The organism is Ruminococcus sp. RTP21359st1_H3_RTP21359_211015 (genome assembly GCF_040909065.1).
In the GTDB taxonomy this organism is placed as follows: domain Bacteria; phylum Bacillota; class Clostridia; order Oscillospirales; family Ruminococcaceae; genus Hominimerdicola; species Hominimerdicola aceti.
This window is the reverse complement of record NZ_JBDGDD010000018.1, coordinates 45051-67410: the sequence shown is the minus strand read 5'-3', so window position 1 is coordinate 67410 and position 22360 is coordinate 45051. Positions and strand designations below refer to the sequence as shown.

Sequence of the window (22360 nt, the reverse complement as noted above, 5' to 3'; positions counted from 1 at the left end):
TGATATATTAAAGCCCGTGAGCTTCCATATCGAGGAAATCCACGGGCTTTGTTGCGCTTTTTTTTACAGCGCCTTTTGTGTAAAAAATGACAGACGTGACCTGTCACGAAGAAAGCAATCCATCAACGCCCTCACGCCACTTTTCAAAGCTGCACAAACCAAGCTTTGCCCAGCGACATTCCGAGCATAGTATATCAAATGCCTTTTTATCCATTTTGCTTCTCAGCATTGTCAGCGCACTGCGATAATTCTCCACTGAGTGACATTCTATCTCAGAAAGTCTGCAAACCTCGCTGTCTTTCTGTGCCACCGTTCCGCCACAGCCGTCAAGCAAACAACCGTCCTCCGTCCTGTTTGGGCAGTGCTGACATATCATATCTCCGCTGCACACAAACCGCACCGCAGTGTCCTCGCTCTCCAATCTGTCTTTCACAGACTGCATATTCACCGAAAAACCGTCACTGTAGCCTTTTCCCTGAAAAAGCGGCAGGCACAGCAGATGATGAAATCTAAGCTCAGGCTCTCTTGTAAGCATAGCAACCTGTCTTTGCAAGTCTGCTTACAAGCTCGATGCTGATAAGATAAGCAGCAACAACAGAGATAACGTCCTTTACAAGATAAGGAACAGAAACAAGAAGTATAGACTTGCCAATAGAGATATTAGCAACGATAGCGTACTGGATAGCACCGAGCAGGTGGTCGCAAGCAAGACCTGCGATACCAAGCACGATAGCGATGACCTTACCGCTTATCTTGTCAGAGCAGAACTTTGCACCAAGACCGCAAAGAAGAGCCATAACGATAAATCCGTAAATGAATCCACCTGTATATCCTACGATAACGGAGAAACCGCCTGACCAACCTGCAAACACAGGCACACCGATAGCGCCCAGCAAACCATAGACCAGAGCAGACACAGCACCGCCCTTCCAGCCAAGGAAATATCCTGCCAGAGCCACAGCAAAAGTCTGGAGCGTAACAGGAACGTGAGTAGGAAGAGGAATAGTTATCTGCGAAAGTACAGCGATTATAGCCGTCATAACTCCGATACCGACTATTTGTTTTGTTTTGTTTTTAGCATTGTTATTCATTGTAAACCTATCCTTTACTTTTTATTTGACAATTAATATTGTATCACATACCTAGCCTATTGTCAACCAAAAATATTTATTTCGGTATACAATTATAAGACGTCGGCAAACGATAGTTTTATACAAATTTAATAACAAACAGCGAAAACACGGCATTGCCCTTCCGAATGGGCTGTCACATTTCGGTGAAACAGAAATTGAGCCAAGCCCCTACAGTTTATTCGGGCAACTTCATACCACCGCAAAATCGCTACGCTCTTTGCGGATTTACATTTTGCTAAGGGATAGGGAAAACGGTGCAGATTTTGTGCTCCGATACTACATCTATATAAAGCACAACTTCTGCGTGCTTTTTCTCATTAAATCTGCACCTAGTCGGCTGTCGCCGATTGAGGCTTTGCCTCAAACTCCACAAGGGACTCTGTCCCTTGACCCTGCAAGCCCTCTAACGCCGGGCTTGAGCCTGCGTTTTATCTCTCGCTACGCTCGGTGCTGTCTTTTACTTCGTACTTGAGCACTACTCTGTTCAGCTTTGACAATTCCTCATTCCTCATTCCTCACTCCTCACTTCCCCTTGTGCATTTTGCCCTTAAATCCTACTAAATTGATAGAATTAATATCAGTTTTCACAAAAATGCGAAAAATCATCTTAAACCTATTGACATTCCTCTATGGGTGTGGTATAGTATAGATACGCTAAAACATACTAAACGACTAGGATTAATATGAATTTGAAATGAGGCGTTGAAAATGAGTGTAAAAATACTGAAACTAAAAACAGCGTACGATTCACGAATGTGTATGTGCTGTATGTGTTGCTGTTAAAATCAGCATAAAGTTCAGTAACAAAAATTTTTATCGGATTTAAAAAACATCAATTTAATGAAAGAGGTAATTTAAAATGAGCGCAATAAACGAAAGAAATCTTAAATTTGAAACACTCCAGCTCCACGTTGGTCAGGAAACAGCAGACTCTGTAACAGATGCAAGAGCCGTTCCTATTTATCAGACATCATCATACGTTTTCCATAACTCACAGCATGCCGCTGACAGATTCGCTCTCAAGGACGCAGGCAACATCTATGGCAGACTTACAAACCCAACTGAGGACGTTTTTGAAAGACGTATCGCAGCTCTCGAGGGCGGCACAGCAGCTCTTGCAGTGGCATCAGGCGCAGCAGCAGTAACATACGCTATTGAGAACGTAGCCCTTGCAGGCGATCATATCGTAGCTGCAAAGAACATCTATGGCGGCACATATAACCTGCTTGCACACACTCTTGTTGATTACGGCATTACAACAACATTTGTCGATCCGCTTGACCCAGCTAACTTTGAAAAGGCTATCAAGGAGAACACAAAGGCTCTCTATATCGAAACTCTTGGCAACCCTAACTCAGACGTAGTTGATATCGAAGCTATTGCAAATATCGCACACGCACACAATATCCCACTTCTCGTTGACAGCACATTCGCTACTCCATATCTCGTAAGACCTATCGAGTACGGCGCAGATATCGTTATCCATTCTGCAACAAAGTTTATCGGCGGTCACGGCACAACAATCGGCGGCGTTATCGTTGAAAGCGGCAAGTTTGACTGGAAGAAGTCAGGCAAGTTCCCACAGCTCACAGAACCAAACCCAAGCTACCACGGCGTAAGCTTTGCAGACGCAGCCCCTGGCGCAGCATTTGTAACTCGTATCCGTGCGATCCTTCTCCGTGATACAGGTGCAACACTTTCACCTATCCACGCATTCATCTTCCTGCAGGGTCTTGAAACACTGTCCCTGAGAGTTGAACGTCATGTTGAGAACGCACTTAAGGTAGTTGACTTCCTTAACAAGCACCCAAAGGTAGAAAAGGTAAATCACCCTTCAGTATCAGACGATCCAAGCCAGCAGGCACTTTACAAGAAGTATTTTCCTAACGGCGGTGGTTCTATCTTCACATTTGAGATAAAGGGCGACGCAAAGACAGCTCAGAACTTCATCGACCACCTGAAACTCTTCTCACTCCTTGCAAACGTAGCAGACGTTAAGTCACTGGTTATCCATCCAGCATCAACAACACACGCAGAGCTTAACGAGGCAGAGCTTGCAGATCAGGGTATCAAGCCAAATACTATCAGACTTTCTATCGGTACAGAGCATATCGACGATATCATCTACGATCTCAGAGAAGCATTCGACGCTATCTAATAAAAACCTTGCCATTACGGTTTTTACCTTAAATACAGACCTCAATATAGAAACGGCTGACAGGCGAAAAGCTTGTCAGCCGTTTTTGTACCCATAAAAAAAGCAGGGCAACAACAAGCCACCCTGCTCCATAATGCAAAAAGTCAGAAATAATCCTTCGCCACAAGGCGATACCTTAATTTCTCACTACTTCTCCAGCTCAGAGATCTTATCCACTCTCCTCTGATGTCTGCCACCCTCAAACTCCGTTTCAAGGAAAACGTCCACCAGCTCGATAGCCAAGCCTGCACCCAGCACTCTCGCACCAATGCAAAGCACATTTGCGTCATTATGCGCTCTTGTATACTTAGCAGAGAAATAATCCGAACAGCAAGCCGCTCTTATTCCCTTTATCTTGTTTGCGCTCATTGACATTCCAATACCAGTGCCGCATATGAGTATTCCCATTTCGTATTCGCCCGAAGCCACTTTCTCGCAAACTTCCTTTGCCTTGTCAGGATAGTCCACTTTCTCTCCTGCCTGAATACCAAAATCAGTGTATTCCACACCCTTTTCGTCCAAATGTGCCAATATCTCCGCCTTAAGCTCAGGACCTGCATGGTCACAGCCAATAGCAATTTTCATATTAATTTCCTCCTATTTATCCCTATGTGCCTTATCCTTTTCCGCCTTTGTAGCCTGCAAATATGATACCTCCAGCCTGTCCGCCGAAACCATTATCTCAGGCTGAGCCTCCACCGCAAGACACAGCGACGAAGCCCTCTGCAGCCTGTTCACATAGCTTGCAAGCTGAACATTTTCGTTGTCAGCGAAATATTTCGCCTTTATCTCTGACGCACAGTCACCCACAAGCATTGTCTTTTCAGTAAACTCTCCCGAAAAAACTTCCTCCTCAGGGCAAACTCTGTCAGCAGATATCCTCGTGACAACGCCGTTTTTGCACTGAAACTCGCCTGCGTAAACTATCTTAGGTCTTGCCCTCATAACAGAAATTATCCTGCCCTCAAAGCCTATGCAGTTGTAAGCCAGCGAAAGCAGAGTAGAAACTCCTGCGCTTTTTAAGCTCTCACAGCCAAAGCACATTCCCTTTACAGCCGCCACGCCTATTCTAAGTCCCGTGTAAGACCCCGGACCCTTTGCAATAGCCGCACAATCAAGGTCAGTATAAGTAAGCCCTGTTTCCTCTAGTGCCTGCTTCACCATAGGCAATATCACCTGGGAGTGAGTGAGCTTTGTGTAAACAGACTTCTCCCAAAGAAGCTTCTCTCCGTCCGTCACCGCCACCGAAGCGACCTTTCCGCTTGTGTCAATAGCTAATATCTTCAAATCTATCATCCCCCTCAGGTGCAGTTATGCTTATCTCCCTGCTGTCCTCGTCAATGCGCTGAATATCTATCCTCAAAGCGTCCTCAGGAAGCTCCTCAGCAATATTCTCCGACCATTCCACCGCAAGCACAGTGTCTTCGTCCATGTAGTCAAAAAAACCTGTAGTTTCCAGATCGTCCGCCGAATTTATGCGGTACATATCAAAGTGTATAAGGCTGAGCCTGTCCCCACGGTATTCGTTCACCAGTGCGAACGTGGGCGAAGTCACCTCGTCACCAAGTCCCATGCCAATGGAGATCCCCCTGGTAATAGTAGTCTTTCCTGCACCAAGACCGCCGCTGTAAGCGATAAGATCGCCGCCTTTCAGCCGTCTGCCTATCTCCTCACCCAAAGCGATAGTTTCCGCCGCAGATGATGTTTTATATACCTTTGTCAACCTATCACCTCATTTGACCGTCATCTTCCGTGTAGCCCACAATAAAAAGGCTGTTTTTATTCATAAGCTGATAAATGCTCTCCACCTCTGTCTTGTCCGCCGCTGAATTGTAGCAGTTGTAAACATACAGCCTGCCCTCCTCTTTAACAGCGAAAACCGTGTGGATACCGCTGAAAATATTCAACCCGATATGGTAAGAAACTATCACAGGCTTGCCCTCTTCAACAGCCGCCTGAGCCTCATCAGCCTTATAAAATCTCTTGTATCCCACTCCCATTGCCTTAAAAAGACCGCTTATTTTCCTAGGATTAGAACCCAGCGAGCCGTCCGCCGCAATAAGAGCATTTTTCTCAAAATCATAAGCAAGCTTTGCCATGTCAGGCTCAAAGCCCTCGTATGTGAGATAATTATAAGCCGCAATGACCTCACAGCCTACACCTGCGAACCTGTTTTCGCCAAGCATCAGATCGCACACTGGGGGATTTTCCTGCCCGTATTTCACAAAGCCCTCTATCTTTATGCCCTTGTTGTGAGCATAATTTTCCGCAGCCCTGCCGCTGTCAGTTTCCTTGTAAGTGTCCTCAAAAAGCCGCCACTTCATATCGTCCTCCGAGCTGTCGCCCTGAATATCGCTCTCATCACCGACCTGCGAGCTTTCGTCAACGTCCATGCTGTCACTATCCACCACAGAGCTTTCCGCAGTAGTGGTAAAAGCCGAATCATTGAGCCTTTCACTGTCCGCCTTGTTTCCGCATGAACTGAGCATTATCCCGAGAAACAGAATGACCGCAAGAATTTTCATCACAGCTCACCCTTGTCCTTGAAGTAGTTTAGCATAAGATCCACCATTCTGCCATAGGACTGCTTGCCGTCCTCAACGCCGTTGAGCTTCAGAGATTTTTCCATTGCCTTGTCAGATATCTCCCCCACTGCCTCGCTGTCGAAAACAGTGTCCTTAGCCTCGTCAACGCTCCGCCAGTAGTCCCAGTTTGCTTCCATATCAGCCCACACCTCGTCGCAGATAGAGCTGTCAAATTCTATCTTCTTATCGTCAGAAGCGTAGTCAAAAATCTTGTTTCTAACCTCGCCAAGCGCCGCCAGATAGCCCGAATAGCGGTAATCCGCATTATTCGATCTGTCGCACGCCATAAAGGCGATAAAGTTCGCCTCGTCCTCCTGAATGTAGCCTTTCGTATGAGCAAGCTCATGGCAGATAGTGTCAGGAAGCTTCGCCTTATACATATCCTGATTGTAGTTCGCCTCCATAGAGAACGGGAAATAGATGCCCATAAGGTCCATTTGGCTCATAAAGAACGAGCATTTTATAGCTTTCGGAGTGACATAAAATCCCTCGAGGTTTTTAAATTCGCTTCCAAGCCCACGCATGGCCTCCTGAGCCGTCTTGTCAAGGTCAGCGGTCAGCACGAATTTTCCCTTGCTGTCACGCTCCACCTCTTTGCTAAGCGCATTTATCTCCGTAACAAGCTTGTTGCCAAGAGCTTCAAGCTCCGTCCTAGTGTGCTGTTCAGTGGGTATGCCATTAAGCTCTGCAAAGCTTGAACAATGATAAAGAACAAAGCAGTTAAAGGTCTGCACCGTCACCACAAAAGTGACTATCCACATATAAACAAGCCCGAAAATTTTCGCAGTTTTCTTTCTCTTGCCTTTTCTGACTATCACAAGCACCAGCATAGCCACCAGCGAAAGCGGAATACCGAAAACTGCTACCGCAATAAGCAGTTCGCCAAAAGAGAACGGCAACAGCGAAGTGAGCCTGCCATATGTATTTTCCCAAATTGGAAAAACGTGAGCCGTATACCAGTCGCAGAACGCCGTACTTTTCCAGGCGATCACGTTCAGCACAACGCTGACTGCCACAAGGCAAACGCAGGCAATGACCTGCCAGGAGAGATGTTTTTTCTTGCCGTTCTCAGGCATTTTCACACTTTCCGCACTCTTTTTCACCGCTGTATCTGTCACTGCCGCTCACCTCGGTTCATGTTTTTTCACTCTGCTATCTCAACACGCCTGTTTACCCGACTTATTATCTGCTTACCTACAAATTATCTTATCGCACAAATCGTGTAGGGGCGAACAGCGTTCGCTCGTCTTAGTCGCCTACATGGTTTGTATAAATTCAAACCTCGTCGCTCCAAAAAACGGGACGTCGCGGGCGCCGTCCCCTACATTTGCCACGCCGCAAAATCGCTCCGCTCGGTATTTACTCTATCAAAGTGACTTGTTCGGTCGGCTATGCCAATTCCTCACTCCTCACTTAAACGGCTTAGAACAATCCGTAGATATTGCCCTCATTATCGCAATCAATATTATAAGCCGCAGGCTTCTTAGGCAGACCAGGCATTGTCATAATATCGCCCGTATAAGCTACCACAAATCCTGCACCGGCTGAAAGCCTTACATCTCTTACTGTTATCTCATAATTCTCAGGCTTGCCAAGCTTTGTCGGGTCGTCAGACAGTGAATACTGCGTCTTAGCCACGCAAACAGGGATATCCCCGAATCCAAGGTCAGTAATCTCCTTTATAGCCTTTTCAGCCTGCTTTGTATAGATCACGCCGTTTGCACGGTATATCTCTTTCGCAAGTATATCAAGCTTATCCTTGATAGGGAGCTTCTCGTCATAAAGTGGCTTGAACTCAGAAGGCTTTGTTTCGATAGTCTTGCAAACCTTTTCCGCAAGGTCGATACCGCCCTCAGAGCCTTTTGCAAAAATCTCAGCAAGTGAGAACTCAACACCCATTTCACCGCAAACTCTCTCGATAACAGCCAGCTCAGCCTCAGTATCAGTATGGAATCTGTTTATAGCCACCACTACAGGCACACCGAACTTGTGCATATTCTCAATATGAGTTTTCAGGTTTACGATACCCTTTTCGAGAGCCTCAACATTTTCGTTAGTAAGCTCAGTTTTCGGAACACCGCCATTGTATTTCAATGCCCTTACAGTAGCCACCAGAACTACGCAACTTGGTTTAAGACCAGCGTATCTGCACTTGATATCAAAGAATTTCTCAGCGCCAAGGTCAGAGCCGAAACCAGCCTCAGTGATAGTGTAGTCAGCAAGCTTCAAAGCAAGCTTTGTGGCTCTTACTGAGTTACAGCCGTGAGCGATATTAGCGAATGGACCGCCATGGATAAGAGCAGGATTGTTCTCAAGCGTCTGAACAAGGTTAGGCTTCAGAGCGTCTTTCAGCAAAGCAGTCATAGCACCGCAACCGCCTATATCCTTAGCATAAACAGGCTTTCCGTCAGTTGTGTAAGCAACGAGTATCTTCTCAATTCTAGCCTTAAGATCAGCCAGATTGGAAGCTAGGCAAAGAATAGCCATTATCTCAGAAGCGACAGTTATCTGGAAAGAATCCTCTCTAGGAATACCATTCACCTTTGAGCCAAGACCGATAACAATATCTCTCAGCGCTCTGTCATTCATGTCAAGGCAGCGCTTGAAAAGTATCCTTCTCTGGTCAATGTGAAGCTCATTTCCCTGCTGCATATGGTTGTCGATAAGTGCGCAGAGCAGGTTGTTAGCCGCAGTTATAGCGTGCATATCTCCTGTGAAGTGCAAATTGATGTCTTCCATAGGAACGACCTGAGCGTATCCACCGCCAGCCGCACCGCCCTTGATACCAAAAACAGGGCCAAGAGAAGGTTCTCTCAGAGCGAGTATAGCTTTCTTGCCTATCTTGTTCATAGACTCAGCCAATCCAACGGAAATAGTGGTCTTGCCCTCTCCTGCAGGCGTAGGGTTTATAGCGGTAACAAGAATAAGCTTACCATCTGGATCATTTTTAGTTTTAGCATAAAGCGACTCAGAAAGCTTAGCCTTGTAGTGACCATAAGGCTCATATTCATCTTCTGAGATGCCGAGCTTAGCAGCGACCTCCCCAATTTTGAGCATTTTCGCCTGCTTTGCGATTTCGATATCTGACAGCATTTAGATCAAGTCCTTTCGGAAAAATTTTTAGTATATCGGTAAAGACCCATATAAAATATCATACACTATATATTATATCACATATCCGTGATGATTTCAATATTTCATATGTAAACAAACTATATAAACCGACACATTTCCGAACATCGCCCCACAAAAAAGAGCCGCCCCGCATTCCGCAGGACGGCTCAAAATAACTATAAGAATTATTTCTGAATATCGTTATCGTTAAATGGATCTCCACATTCCGGGCAGAACTTAGGAGGATTTTTAGGATCTTCAGGCTCCCAGCCGCACTTGTCACACTTGTAAAGCGGCTCTGATGCAGGCTTTGGCTTTCCGCACTCAGCGCAGAATTTACCCTTGTTCACTGCTCCGCATGAGCAAGTCCAGCCTACTGGCTGCTCAGGCTTTGGCGAACCGCAGTTTGCACAGAACTTTCCTGTGTTCTCTGTGCCGCATGAACACTTCCAGCTGTCTGCTGCCGGCTTTGGCTCAGGCTTAGGCTGTCCGCAGTTTGCACAGAATTTTCCTGTGTTTGTTGTTCCGCAAGCACAAGTCCAGCCGTTCTCAGGTGCAGCCTGTGTTGGTGCAGCTGCTGGAGCTGCCTGCTGTGGAGCTGCCTGTGCAGCCTGCTGATTCATCATGTTCTGCTGCATCTGCTGCTGATACATTGTTGCGTCCATTGGCTGACCCATCATGCCGCCTGCCATGCCCATGCCCATAAAGCCTGCCATAACACCGTTTGAGTTGCTTGCCGCTGCCTCTCTTGCCTTGTTGATAGACATTCTGTCCATAGCATAGAGCATTGAAGGATCACTTCCAACAGTTTTTGCCTCCTGGAATTTTGCGATTCTCTGCTTTGACTCTTCGTCCACGTTCAGCTCAATAGCAAGGCTTGTTATCTTAACACCCTTTGTAGCCCACTTTTCTTCAAGCTCTGCATTCATTGCTTCAGCAAGCTCATCAGGATAAAGACCAAGCTGATCGTATGGTATTTTCTGAGCAGATATCCTTGTAAGAGCCTTCTGGAACTTAGGTGTCATGTCAGCCTTAAGCTGGCCGAGAACTGCCACGCCGTCAGGGCTGTCAACAGTAAGTACCTTATTTACGTTCTGAACAACGTTCTCATAGAAGTTCATAGGGTTTACGATCTGAAGTTCATACTGACCATGACCCTGTGCGTTAAGAGTGAGGTTCATTTCGCCGTCTCTGAATGGTATCTTGCCGAAGCCTATCTTGTTTCCAGGCAGAGGTCTGAGGTTTATGTAGATAAGACGCATGGTGTTCATAGCCTGACCACCTGCTGTAAATCTTCTGCCTATCTCCTTGATAGAAGCGCCAAGGTCACCCCAGCCGCCGCCAAGAAGTGACGGAGATACAGTTGAATCATACTTATACTGACCCGCTGTTTCCTGTGTACCAATAACAAAATCGTGTACTCTGCCATTCTCGATAAGCAAAGCCGCCTGATTTACCGCAACGTCAAAGCGTGAACCGTTTGAGATAACGCCCTCTGTGCCGTTGTTCACAGTCTTTCCTCTCTTAACAAGAGTAGCCGGCTGGCAGAGTATCTTAGTTGACATATCCTCACATCTGAAGTACTCTACTACCTGATCGGCAAATGTTGAGCCGACTGCTGATGTAAACATCTTAATAAGTCCCATAGTTAAATTCCTTTCGTTGTCTGTATTATTTCACCCCAAGGGGTTTTAAACTTGTCTATCTCAGCATGGATATCCTGCTGACTTTCCATGTGCGCTCTACAGAGCTGTGTATCTCAGAACCGCAGTAAGGACAAACCGAACCTGCGGTGTCCACAGGTGCTCCGCAGAACTGACATATAAGGCTGGCGTTTTCGCCCTCTATCCCCATTGAAAGATAGTATGAATAATCCGCCTCATAAATGTGCTGTGCCTTTATCCCGTTGAGCTTGTATTCAAGAGATACCTGAAACTTTGCCGTTGCAGCGTCATGATCTCTATGATAAGACGCCACCTGCGACTTGTGGATATGTATATCGTCATAATGCTTTGGCGTAACCGTTGACAAGTTGTCTTTTGCCATCGTGGCTGCTCTCTGCTTGAACGCTTCGGTACAGTATTCAAGCTGATTCTCGCTTGCTTCTCCGTTTATAACAAGAAAATATTTCATCACAGTATTTTCCACTATGCTCCTTGCTATATTTTCATCATAGTCAGGAAAATCTCTCTTTATGTTGTTCACCACATTAGGATCAACATAAGTAAACTGCATGGCGTTGTTCTGTCTTTCCTCAGTTGCGTCATTTATGGTCCTTAGCAGGTCGTTGGCACGGCTCAGTTGTCTGCCAATGGTGTTCGATACCGCTTTTTTCACAGAATATATCACCGCTATACCACCGCCTATGGCGACCACTATAACTATTATTTTTATTATAAGTGCCGTTGATATTTCAGGCATTTAGCTGATACCCCCTACTAGAATATTCCCATTATCTGAAGTATAGCTCCGATAATATATCCGCCCACGCCCCCAAGAAGCGAGTAAGCCACAAGCTTTCCCTTGCTTATAGGCAGGTTTCCGATAAATTTACCTGTCTGACCATTCATTGCAAAGAAATAAGGCTTATCCTGATAGGTTGTATACAAAAGCCATGTTGGAAGCATAGCATATTTAACGTCCTTTATCTCGGTGTGCTTTTCATATGACTGAACGTTTACGCTGTTGTAGTTACAAGTATTTCTAAGTTCGTCACGAGTTGTGTTCTCGATACGTTCTTTAGCCCTAGGCAGGCACTTATCCTTATCCTCGTCATATCTTTCTGCAAGATATCCCGAAAGATAACCTGGGTTGAACGCTGTCATTTCCGAGTAATCAAAAGGCTCGATAGAGTCCATAGCGTCATCGTCAGTCTTTGAAGAAGCATCCACAGGAACAGCTTTGAAATCGAGGGTTCCGTTTCTGTAAACTGAATAATACTTTTTCTCAGTGTATCTGTAGTTTCCGGAAGTCCATGTTCTTGTGTTTATACCCTCTGCAGTAATAGAGCCTTCGCAGTTTCCTGAATAGAGCCAAAACGGGATATAAACGCCCTGCATCTTGTCCACTACCCTATCGCAGTTGAAATCTTTCGGTGTAAGAGGCTTATTGCTGAATTTTTTGAAAGCGTCCATTACCTGAGTTTTCGGCACTTTGAAAGGTATAACATAGTCAGGGGAGAAATTGTCTATTATCTGCTCTCCCATTATTACCGCATTTCCGCAGTAAACGCAAACTGTTGCTGCAGTTGAGTGGTCGGTGATTATCTCCGCTCCGCAGTGTGAGCAGGTATACTTTACAAGGTCATTTCCTACAGTTCCGTCATTTGACATACTGTATTCGTCCTTATCGACCTCTTCATGCTTTTCAACGTTATCCTTGTTGAGTTCCTCCGCCTTTTTAGCGTCACCGCCTGCTTCTTCAAGGTCTTTCAAAGTAAACTGTCCGTCGCAGTATTCACATGCCCAGCAGTTTTTGTCAGCACTCCAGAAAAGCTCCGCTCCGCAGTTAGGGCATTTATAAGAAATATTAACAGCCATTTTTCGTACCCCCTATCAATCGTCTTTTATCTTAGTCTTATCAGTGGTGGTACGCAGATAGGTGTCGTTACGCCCATTGAGTTTAAGATTACTCTTTATGTATTTATCTGCCTTGGTAGCTTTCTGTTTTGTACGGCTCATTGAAACAAGCACAAAGCCTGTTATAAGTCCTCCCGGTATAGCAAAGCACATATTTGTTCCCACGCTCACACTGCTGTCGGCATATGCCATGACAGGGGTGAAACACAAATTGCAGGAAATAAGTGCAAAGCCTAATGTGCGGTATAGCTTTTTCAACATTTTTTCTCCTCCCAACTCCATATTTTACAGCCTTATGCCATAAAAGTAAAATATGTTCACATATATTTATGATAACAGAAAACGCTTTTCATGTCAAGAAATATGTCATACAACGTTCAAAAAAAATTCTTTTTTGTCCATTTAAACATATTTTTATACCTTTCATTGGTGTTTTTAACGATTGACAGCCGTTCTGTCAGGAATCAGCGTTATTCAGCGGTTTTCTGCTCGTCAAGGTCAAGAGATATCAGAGGGTTTGCGTCATTAGCCACCTTAGGCAGAACGCCGTCCCACTTATCGATGGTCTGATACTTTATAAGCTCGTTTGAAAGAGATTCAGAGATAGTCTTGTTGGCTTCTGCCTGAGCTTCAGCCTTGGTCTTTATGGAAGTTGCCTCAGCGTCTGCGGCAATAACCTTTTTCTTAGCCTCCGCCTCAGCTACAACTATAGCCTGCTCCTGCTCGGTCTTTGTTTTCAAAAGATTCTGCTCTGCTACCTGCTTTGCCTCTATGGCTTCATTAAATTCAGATGAGAAATCAAAATTCACAATGTTGAATTTCTCTATCTCGATACCGTATTCGTCCACCTTTGAAACGAGCTGTGCCTTTATTTCCTCGCCCACCTGCGCTCTGTCAGTGATAAGCTGTTCAGCCGTATATTTTGCACATACCGACTTCATACATTCCTGCACTGTTGGCATAAGGATAACGTTCTCGTAATCTGAGCCGATATTCTTGAAAATGCTTGCAGAAGAAGCCGACTTTATTCGGAAGTTCACCGCTATGGTAGAGTTCACAGTCTGCAAGTCCTTTGAAACTGCGTCAGCGTCAGCCTGATAAACTTGTATCTTGTTTGACACTGTTGTTACACGCTGTGCAAAAGGCACTTTCAGATGCAATCCTTCGTTGAGTGCAGTGTCTGATACCTTGCCGAAGGTCGTCACAACGCCCGTACAGCCTGCCGGAACTATGGACACGGAGGATACGACCACTATTATAGCCGCAACTGCCGTCGCACAAATGCCAACGATCTTTCCTGTTTTTCTTGTTGAAATGTCAATGACCTTTTCTTTGCTCATGATTTTTTCCTTTCGTATAAAACAAAGTCTTTCGACTTGCCGTCTAACCAAAGGTTTTCTGTCCTTTGGTTTAATATGATTATATCATAAGCCTTACAAATTAGCAAAGTCCGACAAAGTTCGGGGAAGTCAGCGGAAGTCAGCAGTGAACAAATTTTTTGATTTAGCTCGCTGTATCTCTTACAATCTTACCTATTCTCGTTCGTTCAAATCCACTCGTTATTTATGGGCGAAAAAACTCGGCACAGGTCTATAGCCATATTTCAATATATGTAAAAGCTAATATGTTTATATCATTGTCTGCAAAAAGGCATAAAAAAATCGGACTCATTTTACTGCGTCCGAATTTTTTATCAATGTATTGATGAAAGAGCGGGCGACCCAAGGTCGCCCCTACAGATAGGTTTGTTAACTCTTTTTCTTTGCACTGGATTTTACCGCTGTGAAACTCCACACAAGTCCAGCCGCGATCCAGAAGTATGGTGATGAGGTAACAGAACTTATGTTGAAAAACGCCTGTATCAGATAGCAAAGAACCGCCGCTGATACTGCACAGCCTGTCCAGCCGTTTTTGTCTTTCATAAAGCCTGCTACGAGCTTGCACATTTTTACTATAGTCATAATAAGGAATACTATTGTAAGTGCAAAAATGATGAGTCCTCTTGACTGCAAAAGGTCGATATACTCATTATAAGAGCGGTCTATTATAGCACCCGACTCGAATATCGTTCCCCAGTTGTCTGGACCGGTTCCCCAGATAAGGTTTTGCTCGGCAGTATACATTCCGTCGTCCCACAGATAAGGATATATCCACTGTTCGGTATCATCGCCTCTGCCTGTGCCTGTGATAGAAAGTCTGTCGAAGCTGTCATGGAAGATTATTTTCTCGTCCATAAGTCTGAACTCGTTTGAGGCGAAAAGTCCAGCAAAGATCCCTCCTGCGACTATAAAAGCCACAAGGCAGGCTATAAAAGGCTTCTTATCCTTTGCAAAGCCCGACTTTACAGCGGCAATAATAAGAGATATAACATAAACCGCACCAAGTCCCAAGATAGCAGGGACAACGCAGGCGAGGATATCAGCCGCTGTCATAAGTGCAAGGGAGATAGCATAGAATATCTTTCTTGCCTTTTTATCATCATAGAGCATACCATTAAGTGCAAAGGCAGATATCACTGTAAGCACTGCCGCCAATGCAAAAGGCGTACACAAAAAGCCTGTTGCGATATATTCCTTTGTATAGGTCATACCGCCTGATGAGAAGCCCGAGAATATCTCTTTGAAATAGTTTGGAACTATTTTTGCGGTAGCAGGTATAGCCTGCAAAATTCCCACGATAGCTTCAAATGCGCCTATTCCTACGATAAAGTCTGAAAGCTTTATCCTGCGGTCGTCAGCTGTAACTGTCATTCCTGCGGCAAAAAGTCCCCAATAGCCAAGTATGGTGAGCATACCCTCAGAGCGGTCGAGATAGCCGTAGAAAGATGTGAAGATATCCGCTGAAAGCAAGCAAGATATCACCGACAGAAGCACCACCGCAAGTGGTACGATAAGGCTCTTGTTGTCTTTAAGCTCCACCTGCTTTTTCATGTTGGCAATAAGGAAAATGATAAATCCCACAAAGCCGACCGCAAGCACAGCGGCAGATATAAAGAATATAAATTTTTCGTTCAGATAAAGAGTACGGTTGACGCTTTCGTCCATACCGTATTTGATATTCTGTGTGAAATAATACGGAATTGTGATAACGCACAGAACAAGCACAGCTATAATGCTGTAAACTCCGCACAGCTTTTGTGCAGACTCGGCAGACATATTCAGAATAAAATCCGACTTTTCCGAACTGCCGAAAAGGTGCTTTTTACCTTGATTGGTAGTGACCTCTTTTTTCTCTTTTGCTTTTGACATAAAAAATCCCCCAAAAAGCATAGATATTTTATTATTTTATGATTGAAAATTAAAAATACATCGCCGCAGGCGATACCTTAATTCCTCATTCCTCACTCCTCATTCCTCATTAAAAACAGAGTGGGAAATAAAAAAAGCAGGCAAATCCTAAAGTCTGCCCGCTGTTTACACAATTTACTTTGCGTATTCGATAGCTCTGCTCTCACGGATAAGATTGACCTTGATCTGTCCCGGATAATCCATTTCAGTTTCGATCCTCTTAGCGATCTCACGAGCAACGAGCACCATTTTTTCATCGTTGATCTTCTCAGGCTGTACCATGATACGAACCTCACGACCTGCCTGTATAGCAAAGGATTTCTCAACGCCCTCGTAGGACGTGCAGATCTCCTCAAGCTTCTGGAGCCTCTTGATATAGTTCTCATAGTTCTCGCTTCTTGCTCCCGGTCTAGCGGCGCTTATTGCGTCTGCCGCCTGAACAAGTGCCGCAACAACAGTTCTTGTTTCAACGTCGCCATGGTGAGCCTCGATAGCATGAATAACTTCAGGGCTTTCCTTGTACTTCTTACATACGTCAACACCTATCTGAACGTGCGAGCCTTCTATCTCATAGCTGAGAGCCTTTCCTATATCGTGGAGCAGTCCTGCTCTTCTTGCCAGATTTGCGTCAACGCCAAGCTCTGACGCCATCATTCCTGCAAGGTGAGCGACTTCAATAGAGTGGTTAAGCACGTTCTGTCTATAGCTCGTTCTATAGCGCAGACGTCCAAGAAGCTTAACAAGCTCGTGGTTCACGCCGTGAACATTGGTTTCGAGAATAGCTCTCTCGCCCTCCTGCTTGATCTTCAGCTCAACTTCACGCTTAGCCTTTTCTACCATTTCCTCAATGCGTGTAGGGTGTATACGTCCGTCCTGGATAAGCTTTTCAAGTGCGATCCTTGCGACCTCTCTTCTCACCTGATCAAAGCACGAGATGGTGATAGCCTCAGGAGTATCGTCAATGATAAGATCAACGCCTGTGAGAGTTTCGATAGTTCTGATATTTCTTCCCTCACGTCCGATTATCCTGCCCTTCATCTCATCATTAGGCAATGCAACGACTGACACTGCTGATTCAGACACCTGATCGGCGGCACACCTTGAGATAGCAAGCGAAATATACTGTCTGGCCTTAGCCTCACAGTCATCCTTCACCTGATTTTCAAAGTTTGTGACCCTCACAGCCTTTTCATGCACCAGATCCTCGTCCAGCTTTGAAAGCAGATAATCCTTAGCCTGATCAACAGTGAACTGAGATATCTTTTCAAGCATATCGAGCTGTGACTTCTTGATCCTGTCAGCCTCAGCCACCTTTTCGTCAGCATTTTTCAGCTTGTTCTGGAGAGTTTCTTCCTTTTTCTCCAAATTATCGAGCTTTCTGTCGATAGACTCCTCTTTCTGCTGAACACGTCTTTCCTGTCTGGAAACTTCGATCCTTCTCTCTTTAAGCTCTTTTTCCGTTTCCTGGCGTGACTTGTGGATCTCGTCTTTCGCCTCGATCAATGCCTCTTTTTTCAGAGTTTCAGCGTTTTTCTTTGCGTCGTCAACGATACGCTCTGCTTCCTTTTCCGCAGAGCCTACAGCAGCTTCGGCTGTCTTTTTGCGATAGCTTATACCCTGTTTGAAGCAGATAAATCCGCTCACACCGGCACCAAGAACAAGAGCAACTACACATAGTAGAATAGCAATACCTGGTTCCATGTATAGCTTTCCTCCTTCTTAGAAAGTATGGATATCCATATTTTGTGCGTAAAAAACGCATGAAAAAAGATATCCACCTGATATTAAATTGTAAAGATACAAAATTGCAAAATTTATTTTATAAAAAACATCAGAATAATACAAAAAACTATACTTCATCTTTCAGTTATATAAAAATAATAATGCATAATATTATTGTATAATAAAACTTCTCTGTTGTCAAGAATTTTTTTAGTTAAATCCACAAAATTATATATTTTCTAACAAACCCCTTGACAAGCGGGTGAAGAGGTGTTAAAATGTTAACTGAAGTAAAAGATAAAGTCTTTTGCAGTTATACTTGAAAGCTTTGACGGGGAAGCCCCTCGGCGAAAGGTCTTTTCAGAGAGCGCCGCACGTTTTTATACGAGCTGTGAGCGGTGCAGGACTATGCAGAGTGAGGATACCGCCCCTGAGTGCGTTTAATACACGCCGCAGGCTCAGCGTTAAAGGAGCGGCTAATGAGTTGTGCAGGAAACTGCGCATGAAGTTGGGTGGAACCACGATATCATCGTCCCATAGGATATTTGTATCCTATGGGACTTTTTTGTTATGTAAGAGGGTGATGATACTATGAAAGACAGGAAAGCCATGAAAACAAGGCGTATCCTTGCGATCATTTGCTATACCATTGGGTTTTGCGCTTATGGTGCAGCGGGATATGTTTGCTGGTTATCATGGAACGGGACTATATCCGACAAGCAAGGGTTTCTCACCTTTCTGCCCATATGGATAGTATCATACTGGTTCAACACATTTTTCTCTCAGCTTGTTTGCAGGGTGAAAAAAGACGGCTCCAGGCAATGGGCTATCAAAGAAAGGGCAAGGCACATTTTGAGCGACATTTCAACGGTGCTGAGCGTAGTGCTTCTTTGCTTCTGGATATATGTGTATGTTTCACAGTATACTGAACTGCTGAACTTCAAATAATATGCCTGTAGGGGCGACCTGAGGTCGCCCACAAAAAAACGTGTGATATGTGACGCATCACAAAAAGAAACAACGTGTTTATGCACGTTATAATAAAGAATTACAATATTATATAAATCGGAGGAATCAAAAATGATCAAGCTGAAATTAAAAGACGGCTCTGTCCGTGAGATCGAAAAGGCAATGCCTGCAAGCGAGATAATTAAGGATATCGGCATGGGACTTTACAAGGCTGCCTGCTGCGTAAAGCTGGACGGCGAAGTTTTTGACATGAGAACTATCGTTGACCATGACTGCCATTTTGAGGTCATGACTTTTGACTCAAAGGCTGGTAAGGAAACTTTCTGGCACACAGCTTCTCACCTTATGGCGCAGGCTGTAAAAAATCTTTATCCTGAGGCAAAGCTTGCAAGAGGTCCTGCTACAGACACGGGCTTCTACTATGATTTTGAGGTAGAAAAGCCTTTTACGCCTGCTGACCTTGAAAAGATACAGGCTGAAATGAAGAAGCTTGCAAAAGAGGGCTATGCTTTGGAGCGTTTTGAGCTTTCTGCTGACGAGGCTATAAAGCTCATGGAGGAAAGACACGAAGATTACAAGGTAGAGCTTATCCACAAGCATGACGATAAGGGCGAAAAGCTTTCATTCTACAAGCAGGGTGATTTTGTTGACCTTTGCGCAGGTCCGCACATAATGAGCGTTGCACCTATCAAGGCTGTTAAGCTTCTTTCATGCACAGGTGCATACTGGGGCAAGGCAGAGGACGGCAAGCAGCTTTCAAGAATTTACGGAACTGCATTCCCTAAGGCTTCAATGCTCGATGAGTTCCTTAAACAGCAGGAGGAAGCTAAGCTTCGTGACCACAACAAGATAGGCAGAGAGCTTGAATATTTCACAACTGTTGATTGTATCGGTCAGGGACTTCCTGTTATGCTTCCAAAGGGCGCAAGAGTTATCCAGCTTCTTCAGCGTTGGGTAGAAGATGTCGAGCAGGCAAAGGGCTGTCTGCTTACAAAGACTCCGCTTTTCGCAAAGAGAGATCTTTATAAGATATCAGGTCACTGGGATCACTATCTTGACGGAATGTTCATTCTTGGCGACCCATATGACGAGGAAAAAGAGTGCTTCGCACTTCGTCCGATGACTTGCCCATTCCAGTATCAGGTATTTCTTAACAGACAGCGTTCATACAGAGAGCTGCCAATGAGATTGACAGAGACTTCTACGCTGTTCAGAAACGAGGACAGCGGTGAGATGCACGGTCTTATCAGAGTAAGACAGTTCACTATCTCTGAGGGTCACTACATTCTCAGACCTGACCAGCTTGAAGAAGAGTTCAAGGGCTGTTTGGAGCTTGCCAAGTATTTCCTTGACACTGTTGGTCTGCTTGATGACTGCACATTCAGATTCTCACAGTGGGATCCTGCTAACCCTAAGAACAAGTACGAGGGTACGGCTGAGCAGTGGGAGCACGCACAGGCTGCAATGAAGACTATTCTTGACGACCTTGGCGTTGATTACGATATCGGTATCGACGAGGCTGCGTTCTATGGTCCAAAGCTCGACATTCAGTACAAGAACGTTTACGGCAAGGAAGACACGCTTGTTACTATCCAGATAGATATGCTTTTGGCTGAAAGATTTGGTATGTACTATGTTGACAAGGACGGTCAGAAGAAGCTTCCTTACATCATTCACAGAACTTCACTTGGCTGCTTTGAAAGAACACTTGCTTATATGCTTGAGCATTTCAACGGCGTTCTTCCTCTGTGGCTCGCTCCTGAGCAGGTAAGACTTCTTCCTATCAAGGAGGGTCATGCTGAATACGCTCAGAAGATAGCCGACAGAATGACTGCTATGGGCATGAGAGTTACTGTTGACAACAGAGATGAGAACATTGGTACTAAAATCAAAGCTGCAAGACTTGAGAGGATTCCTTATATGCTCATCATTGGCGACAACGAGGTAAACAGCAACACGGTTACTGTTCGTTCAAGAAAAGAGGGCGAGCTTCCTGCAATGCCTGTTGACGAGCTTATCGCTAAGCTTGATGAGGAGATAAAGACTAAGGCTAAGTAATTGGCTTTGTTATACAGACGTTTTATGCGATACCGCACAGGGGGAGTTTCTCTTGTGCGGCATTGCCGTTTATAAAATATGGGGCGGACAGGATAAAATCCGCTTCGGGAAAGAGGTAATAGATGAAATCAGATATGATCTGGACGCTTGTGGCATTTGCATTCTATTTGGCAGGAATGCTTCTCATAGGTGCTGCATATATGAAGAAAACAAAAAGCTCCGAGGACTTTTTCCTTGGTGGCAGAGGACTTAACGGCTGGGTAGCGGCACTTTCTGCTCAGGCTTCTGATATGTCAGGCTGGATGCTCATGGGTCTGCCTGGCGCTGTTTACGCATTCGGAACGGGGCAGATATGGATAGCTGTAGGTCTGCTTATCGGCACTATACTTAACTGGGCGATAGTTTCGGGCAGACTGAGAAGATACACTATAAGAGCGAACAACTCCTTGACGCTTCCTAAGTATCTTGAAAACAGATTTGAGGACAAGCACAAGATAATGCTTTTGGTATCGTCGGTGGCAATCGTCATATTCTTCCTTGTTTACACAGCGTCTGCTCTTTCGGCAGGCGGAAAGCTTTTCAACTCTATATTCGGTATCGACTACAAGATATGTCTTACTATCGGTGCGGTAGTAATTTTGGGATACACTTTCATGGGTGGATTCATGGCAGTATGTGTAACGGACTTTGTTCAGGGTCTGCTCATGCTGGCAGGAGTTGTGACTATACCTATCATCGCATTTTTCCTTGTTGGAGCAGGAAACGTTATGGACAACATCACTGCAAGCGGTGTTGAGGCACATCACTATCTTAACATATTCAATGATGAAAAGGGTCAGACCCTTTCAGCCATCGACATAATCTCTCAGCTCGGCTGGGCGCTTGGTTATTTTGGTATGCCACACATTCTGGTAAGATTTATGGCTATAAGCTCTGAAAAAGAGGTAAAAAAGTCAAGAGTTATAGGCTGTGTATGGTGTGCTATATCACTTTGCTTCGCTTGCTTTATAGCTATCGTGGGCAGGGCTTATCTTGTGCCTGCACTTGCAAACAACAAGTCTGAGAATGTTTTCATCGAGATGATACAAAAGGTATTCAACTCCGATATCGGTCTGCCATTCGTCGGCGGAATTTTCCTTTGCGGAATACTGGCTGCCATAATGTCAACGGCTGATTCGCAGCTGCTTGTAACTGCCTCATCGGTATCGGAGGATATTTACCACTCATGTATTGCACCTAAGGCGGAGAGCAAGAAGGTACTGCTTGTGAGCAGGATAACGGTTCTTGCTGTAGCGGTAGTGGCATACATAATAGCACTTGACCCTAACAGCAGTATAATGGGTCTTGTTTCAAACGCATGGGCAGGTCTTGGAGCTTCGTTTGGTCCGATAATACTTATGTCCCTTTATTGGAGGAGAACAAACCTTGCAGGTGCGGCGGCAGGCGTTGCCAGCGGTGCGTTATCGGTAATAATATGGGATTACATACCTCTTGCAGGTGGACAGACTTTAGGTGACAAGACGGGGCTTTACTCATTGGTAGTAGGTTTTGCGGTAAGTCTTATACTTATTATTATAGTGAGCCTTTGCACAAAGAAACCGTCCGAGGAAATGCTGAAGGCATTTGATGATGTCAAGAACGGTGTGAACTGCGGTTGTGATGAAAAAGCATAACAAAGTAAAAGGTCCATGGGTACGCCCACGGACCTTTTGTATTT

Annotated in this window: 19 protein-coding genes; 4 read left to right on the top strand and 15 right to left on the bottom strand. The window is 44.9% G+C overall.

The genetic code is table 11. The features are described 5' to 3' along the window. Positions 1 to 103: 103 nt before the first annotated feature. Both AB5Z01_RS08950 and AB5Z01_RS08945 read right to left on the bottom strand, forming a co-directional pair. Positions 104 to 535, bottom strand: a complete 432-nt coding sequence (locus tag AB5Z01_RS08950) for a DUF1284 domain-containing protein (protein WP_287216297.1) — start codon at positions 533 to 535, stop codon at positions 104 to 106. Further along, positions 516 to 1091 carry a biotin transporter BioY gene (locus tag AB5Z01_RS08945; protein ID WP_022288072.1) on the bottom strand — a complete coding sequence of 192 codons (576 nt, stop codon included), beginning with the start codon at positions 1089 to 1091 and terminating at the stop codon, positions 516 to 518. Before AB5Z01_RS08945 ends, AB5Z01_RS08950 begins: the two co-directional genes overlap by 20 nt. Before the next feature lie 901 nt (positions 1092 to 1992). Here AB5Z01_RS08945 and AB5Z01_RS08940 point away from each other — a divergent pair. Beyond that, positions 1993 to 3291 carry an O-acetylhomoserine aminocarboxypropyltransferase/cysteine synthase family protein gene (locus tag AB5Z01_RS08940; protein ID WP_287216298.1) on the top strand — a complete coding sequence of 433 codons (1299 nt, stop codon included), beginning with the start codon at positions 1993 to 1995 and terminating at the stop codon, positions 3289 to 3291. A 186-nt stretch (positions 3292 to 3477) separates the two neighbouring features. Here AB5Z01_RS08940 and rpiB read toward each other — a convergent pair whose 3' ends face one another. From rpiB to rny, 13 genes are all read right to left on the bottom strand, one after another. Beyond that, positions 3478 to 3915: a ribose 5-phosphate isomerase B gene (gene rpiB, locus AB5Z01_RS08935; RefSeq protein WP_022287992.1), complete on the bottom strand. Its 438-nt coding sequence runs from the start codon at positions 3913 to 3915 to the stop codon at positions 3478 to 3480. Between the two features lie 12 nt (positions 3916 to 3927). Further along, complete coding sequence (gene tsaB / locus AB5Z01_RS08930) at positions 3928 to 4617, bottom strand: tRNA (adenosine(37)-N6)-threonylcarbamoyltransferase complex dimerization subunit type 1 TsaB (RefSeq protein WP_287216299.1); 690 nt, start codon at positions 4615 to 4617, stop codon at positions 3928 to 3930. Beyond that, on the bottom strand, positions 4598 to 5053 hold the full coding sequence (tsaE, locus tag AB5Z01_RS08925) for a tRNA (adenosine(37)-N6)-threonylcarbamoyltransferase complex ATPase subunit type 1 TsaE (protein WP_022287994.1): 456 nt from the start codon (positions 5051 to 5053) through the stop codon (positions 4598 to 4600). The genes tsaB and tsaE overlap by 20 nt, the downstream gene beginning before the upstream one ends. Before the next feature lie 4 nt (positions 5054 to 5057). Continuing rightward, positions 5058 to 5855, bottom strand: coding sequence for a hypothetical protein (locus AB5Z01_RS08920; protein ID WP_287216300.1), 798 nt, complete (start codon positions 5853 to 5855; stop codon positions 5058 to 5060). Then, positions 5855 to 7033 carry a DUF3810 domain-containing protein gene (locus AB5Z01_RS08915; protein WP_287216301.1) on the bottom strand — a complete coding sequence of 393 codons (1179 nt, stop codon included), beginning with the start codon at positions 7031 to 7033 and terminating at the stop codon, positions 5855 to 5857. Before AB5Z01_RS08915 ends, AB5Z01_RS08920 begins: the two co-directional genes overlap by 1 nt. 304 nt (positions 7034 to 7337) lie before the next feature. After that, positions 7338 to 9008, bottom strand: a complete 1671-nt coding sequence (locus tag AB5Z01_RS08910; RefSeq protein WP_287216302.1) for a formate--tetrahydrofolate ligase — start codon at positions 9006 to 9008, stop codon at positions 7338 to 7340. A gap of 206 nt (positions 9009 to 9214) precedes the next feature. Continuing rightward, a complete protein-coding gene (locus tag AB5Z01_RS08905; RefSeq protein ID WP_046441472.1) occupies positions 9215 to 10675 on the bottom strand; it encodes an SPFH domain-containing protein in 1461 nt (486 codons plus the stop codon). Between the two features lie 55 nt (positions 10676 to 10730). Beyond that, entirely contained in the window at positions 10731 to 11450 is a 720-nt protein-coding gene (locus tag AB5Z01_RS08900; protein WP_195220418.1) for a hypothetical protein, read from the bottom strand. 17 nt (positions 11451 to 11467) lie between these two features. Further along, positions 11468 to 12568, bottom strand: a complete 1101-nt coding sequence (locus AB5Z01_RS08895) for a hypothetical protein (RefSeq protein ID WP_287216303.1) — start codon at positions 12566 to 12568, stop codon at positions 11468 to 11470. 15 nt (positions 12569 to 12583) lie between these two features. Then, positions 12584 to 12868 (bottom strand): hypothetical protein, encoded by a 285-nt coding sequence (locus AB5Z01_RS08890; RefSeq protein ID WP_195220420.1) that lies wholly within the window; start codon positions 12866 to 12868, stop codon positions 12584 to 12586. Positions 12869 to 13077: 209 nt separating this feature from the next. Then, positions 13078 to 13947 (bottom strand): prohibitin family protein, encoded by an 870-nt coding sequence (locus AB5Z01_RS08885; protein ID WP_195220422.1) that lies wholly within the window; start codon positions 13945 to 13947, stop codon positions 13078 to 13080. 408 nt (positions 13948 to 14355) lie between these two features. Next, positions 14356 to 15855 (bottom strand): O-antigen ligase, encoded by a 1500-nt coding sequence (locus tag AB5Z01_RS08880; protein ID WP_195220424.1) that lies wholly within the window; start codon positions 15853 to 15855, stop codon positions 14356 to 14358. A gap of 174 nt (positions 15856 to 16029) precedes the next feature. After that, a complete protein-coding gene (rny, locus tag AB5Z01_RS08875) occupies positions 16030 to 17595 on the bottom strand; it encodes a ribonuclease Y (protein WP_038670686.1) in 1566 nt (521 codons plus the stop codon). Between the two features lie 612 nt (positions 17596 to 18207). On the opposite strand from rny, the gene AB5Z01_RS08870 reads away from it, so the two are divergent. From AB5Z01_RS08870 to putP, 3 genes are all read left to right on the top strand, one after another. Continuing rightward, a complete protein-coding gene (locus AB5Z01_RS08870; RefSeq protein ID WP_287215230.1) occupies positions 18208 to 18564 on the top strand; it encodes a hypothetical protein in 357 nt (118 codons plus the stop codon). A gap of 132 nt (positions 18565 to 18696) precedes the next feature. After that, complete coding sequence (gene thrS, locus AB5Z01_RS08865) at positions 18697 to 20643, top strand: threonine--tRNA ligase (protein ID WP_287215232.1); 1947 nt, start codon at positions 18697 to 18699, stop codon at positions 20641 to 20643. Between the two features lie 122 nt (positions 20644 to 20765). Continuing rightward, on the top strand, positions 20766 to 22316 hold the full coding sequence (gene putP, locus AB5Z01_RS08860; RefSeq protein ID WP_368365472.1) for a sodium/proline symporter PutP: 1551 nt from the start codon (positions 20766 to 20768) through the stop codon (positions 22314 to 22316). Positions 22317 to 22360: the final 44 nt, after the last annotated feature.

Excerpts from the sequence above, each read along its gene's own strand:
- AB5Z01_RS08950 (WP_287216297.1), bottom strand. The coding sequence starts at position 535 with ATGCTTACAAGAGAGCCTGAGCTTAGATTTCATCATCTGCTGTGCCTG.
- AB5Z01_RS08945 (WP_022288072.1), bottom strand. The coding sequence starts at position 1,091 with ATGAATAACAATGCTAAAAACAAAACAAAACAAATAGTCGGTATCGGA.
- AB5Z01_RS08940 (WP_287216298.1), top strand. The coding sequence starts at position 1,993 with ATGAGCGCAATAAACGAAAGAAATCTTAAATTTGAAACACTCCAGCTC.
- rpiB (WP_022287992.1), bottom strand. The coding sequence starts at position 3,915 with ATGAAAATTGCTATTGGCTGTGACCATGCAGGTCCTGAGCTTAAGGCG.
- AB5Z01_RS08920 (WP_287216300.1), bottom strand. The coding sequence starts at position 5,855 with ATGAAAATTCTTGCGGTCATTCTGTTTCTCGGGATAATGCTCAGTTCA.
- AB5Z01_RS08910 (WP_287216302.1), bottom strand. The coding sequence starts at position 9,008 with ATGCTGTCAGATATCGAAATCGCAAAGCAGGCGAAAATGCTCAAAATT.
- AB5Z01_RS08905 (WP_046441472.1), bottom strand. The coding sequence starts at position 10,675 with ATGGGACTTATTAAGATGTTTACATCAGCAGTCGGCTCAACATTTGCC.
- AB5Z01_RS08900 (WP_195220418.1), bottom strand. The coding sequence starts at position 11,450 with ATGCCTGAAATATCAACGGCACTTATAATAAAAATAATAGTTATAGTG.
- AB5Z01_RS08895 (WP_287216303.1), bottom strand. The coding sequence starts at position 12,568 with ATGGCTGTTAATATTTCTTATAAATGCCCTAACTGCGGAGCGGAGCTT.
- AB5Z01_RS08890 (WP_195220420.1), bottom strand. The coding sequence starts at position 12,868 with ATGTTGAAAAAGCTATACCGCACATTAGGCTTTGCACTTATTTCCTGC.
- AB5Z01_RS08885 (WP_195220422.1), bottom strand. The coding sequence starts at position 13,947 with ATGAGCAAAGAAAAGGTCATTGACATTTCAACAAGAAAAACAGGAAAG.
- AB5Z01_RS08880 (WP_195220424.1), bottom strand. The coding sequence starts at position 15,855 with ATGTCAAAAGCAAAAGAGAAAAAAGAGGTCACTACCAATCAAGGTAAA.
- rny (WP_038670686.1), bottom strand. The coding sequence starts at position 17,595 with ATGGAACCAGGTATTGCTATTCTACTATGTGTAGTTGCTCTTGTTCTT.
- AB5Z01_RS08870 (WP_287215230.1), top strand. The coding sequence starts at position 18,208 with ATGAAAGACAGGAAAGCCATGAAAACAAGGCGTATCCTTGCGATCATT.
- thrS (WP_287215232.1), top strand. The coding sequence starts at position 18,697 with ATGATCAAGCTGAAATTAAAAGACGGCTCTGTCCGTGAGATCGAAAAG.
- putP (WP_368365472.1), top strand. The coding sequence starts at position 20,766 with ATGAAATCAGATATGATCTGGACGCTTGTGGCATTTGCATTCTATTTG.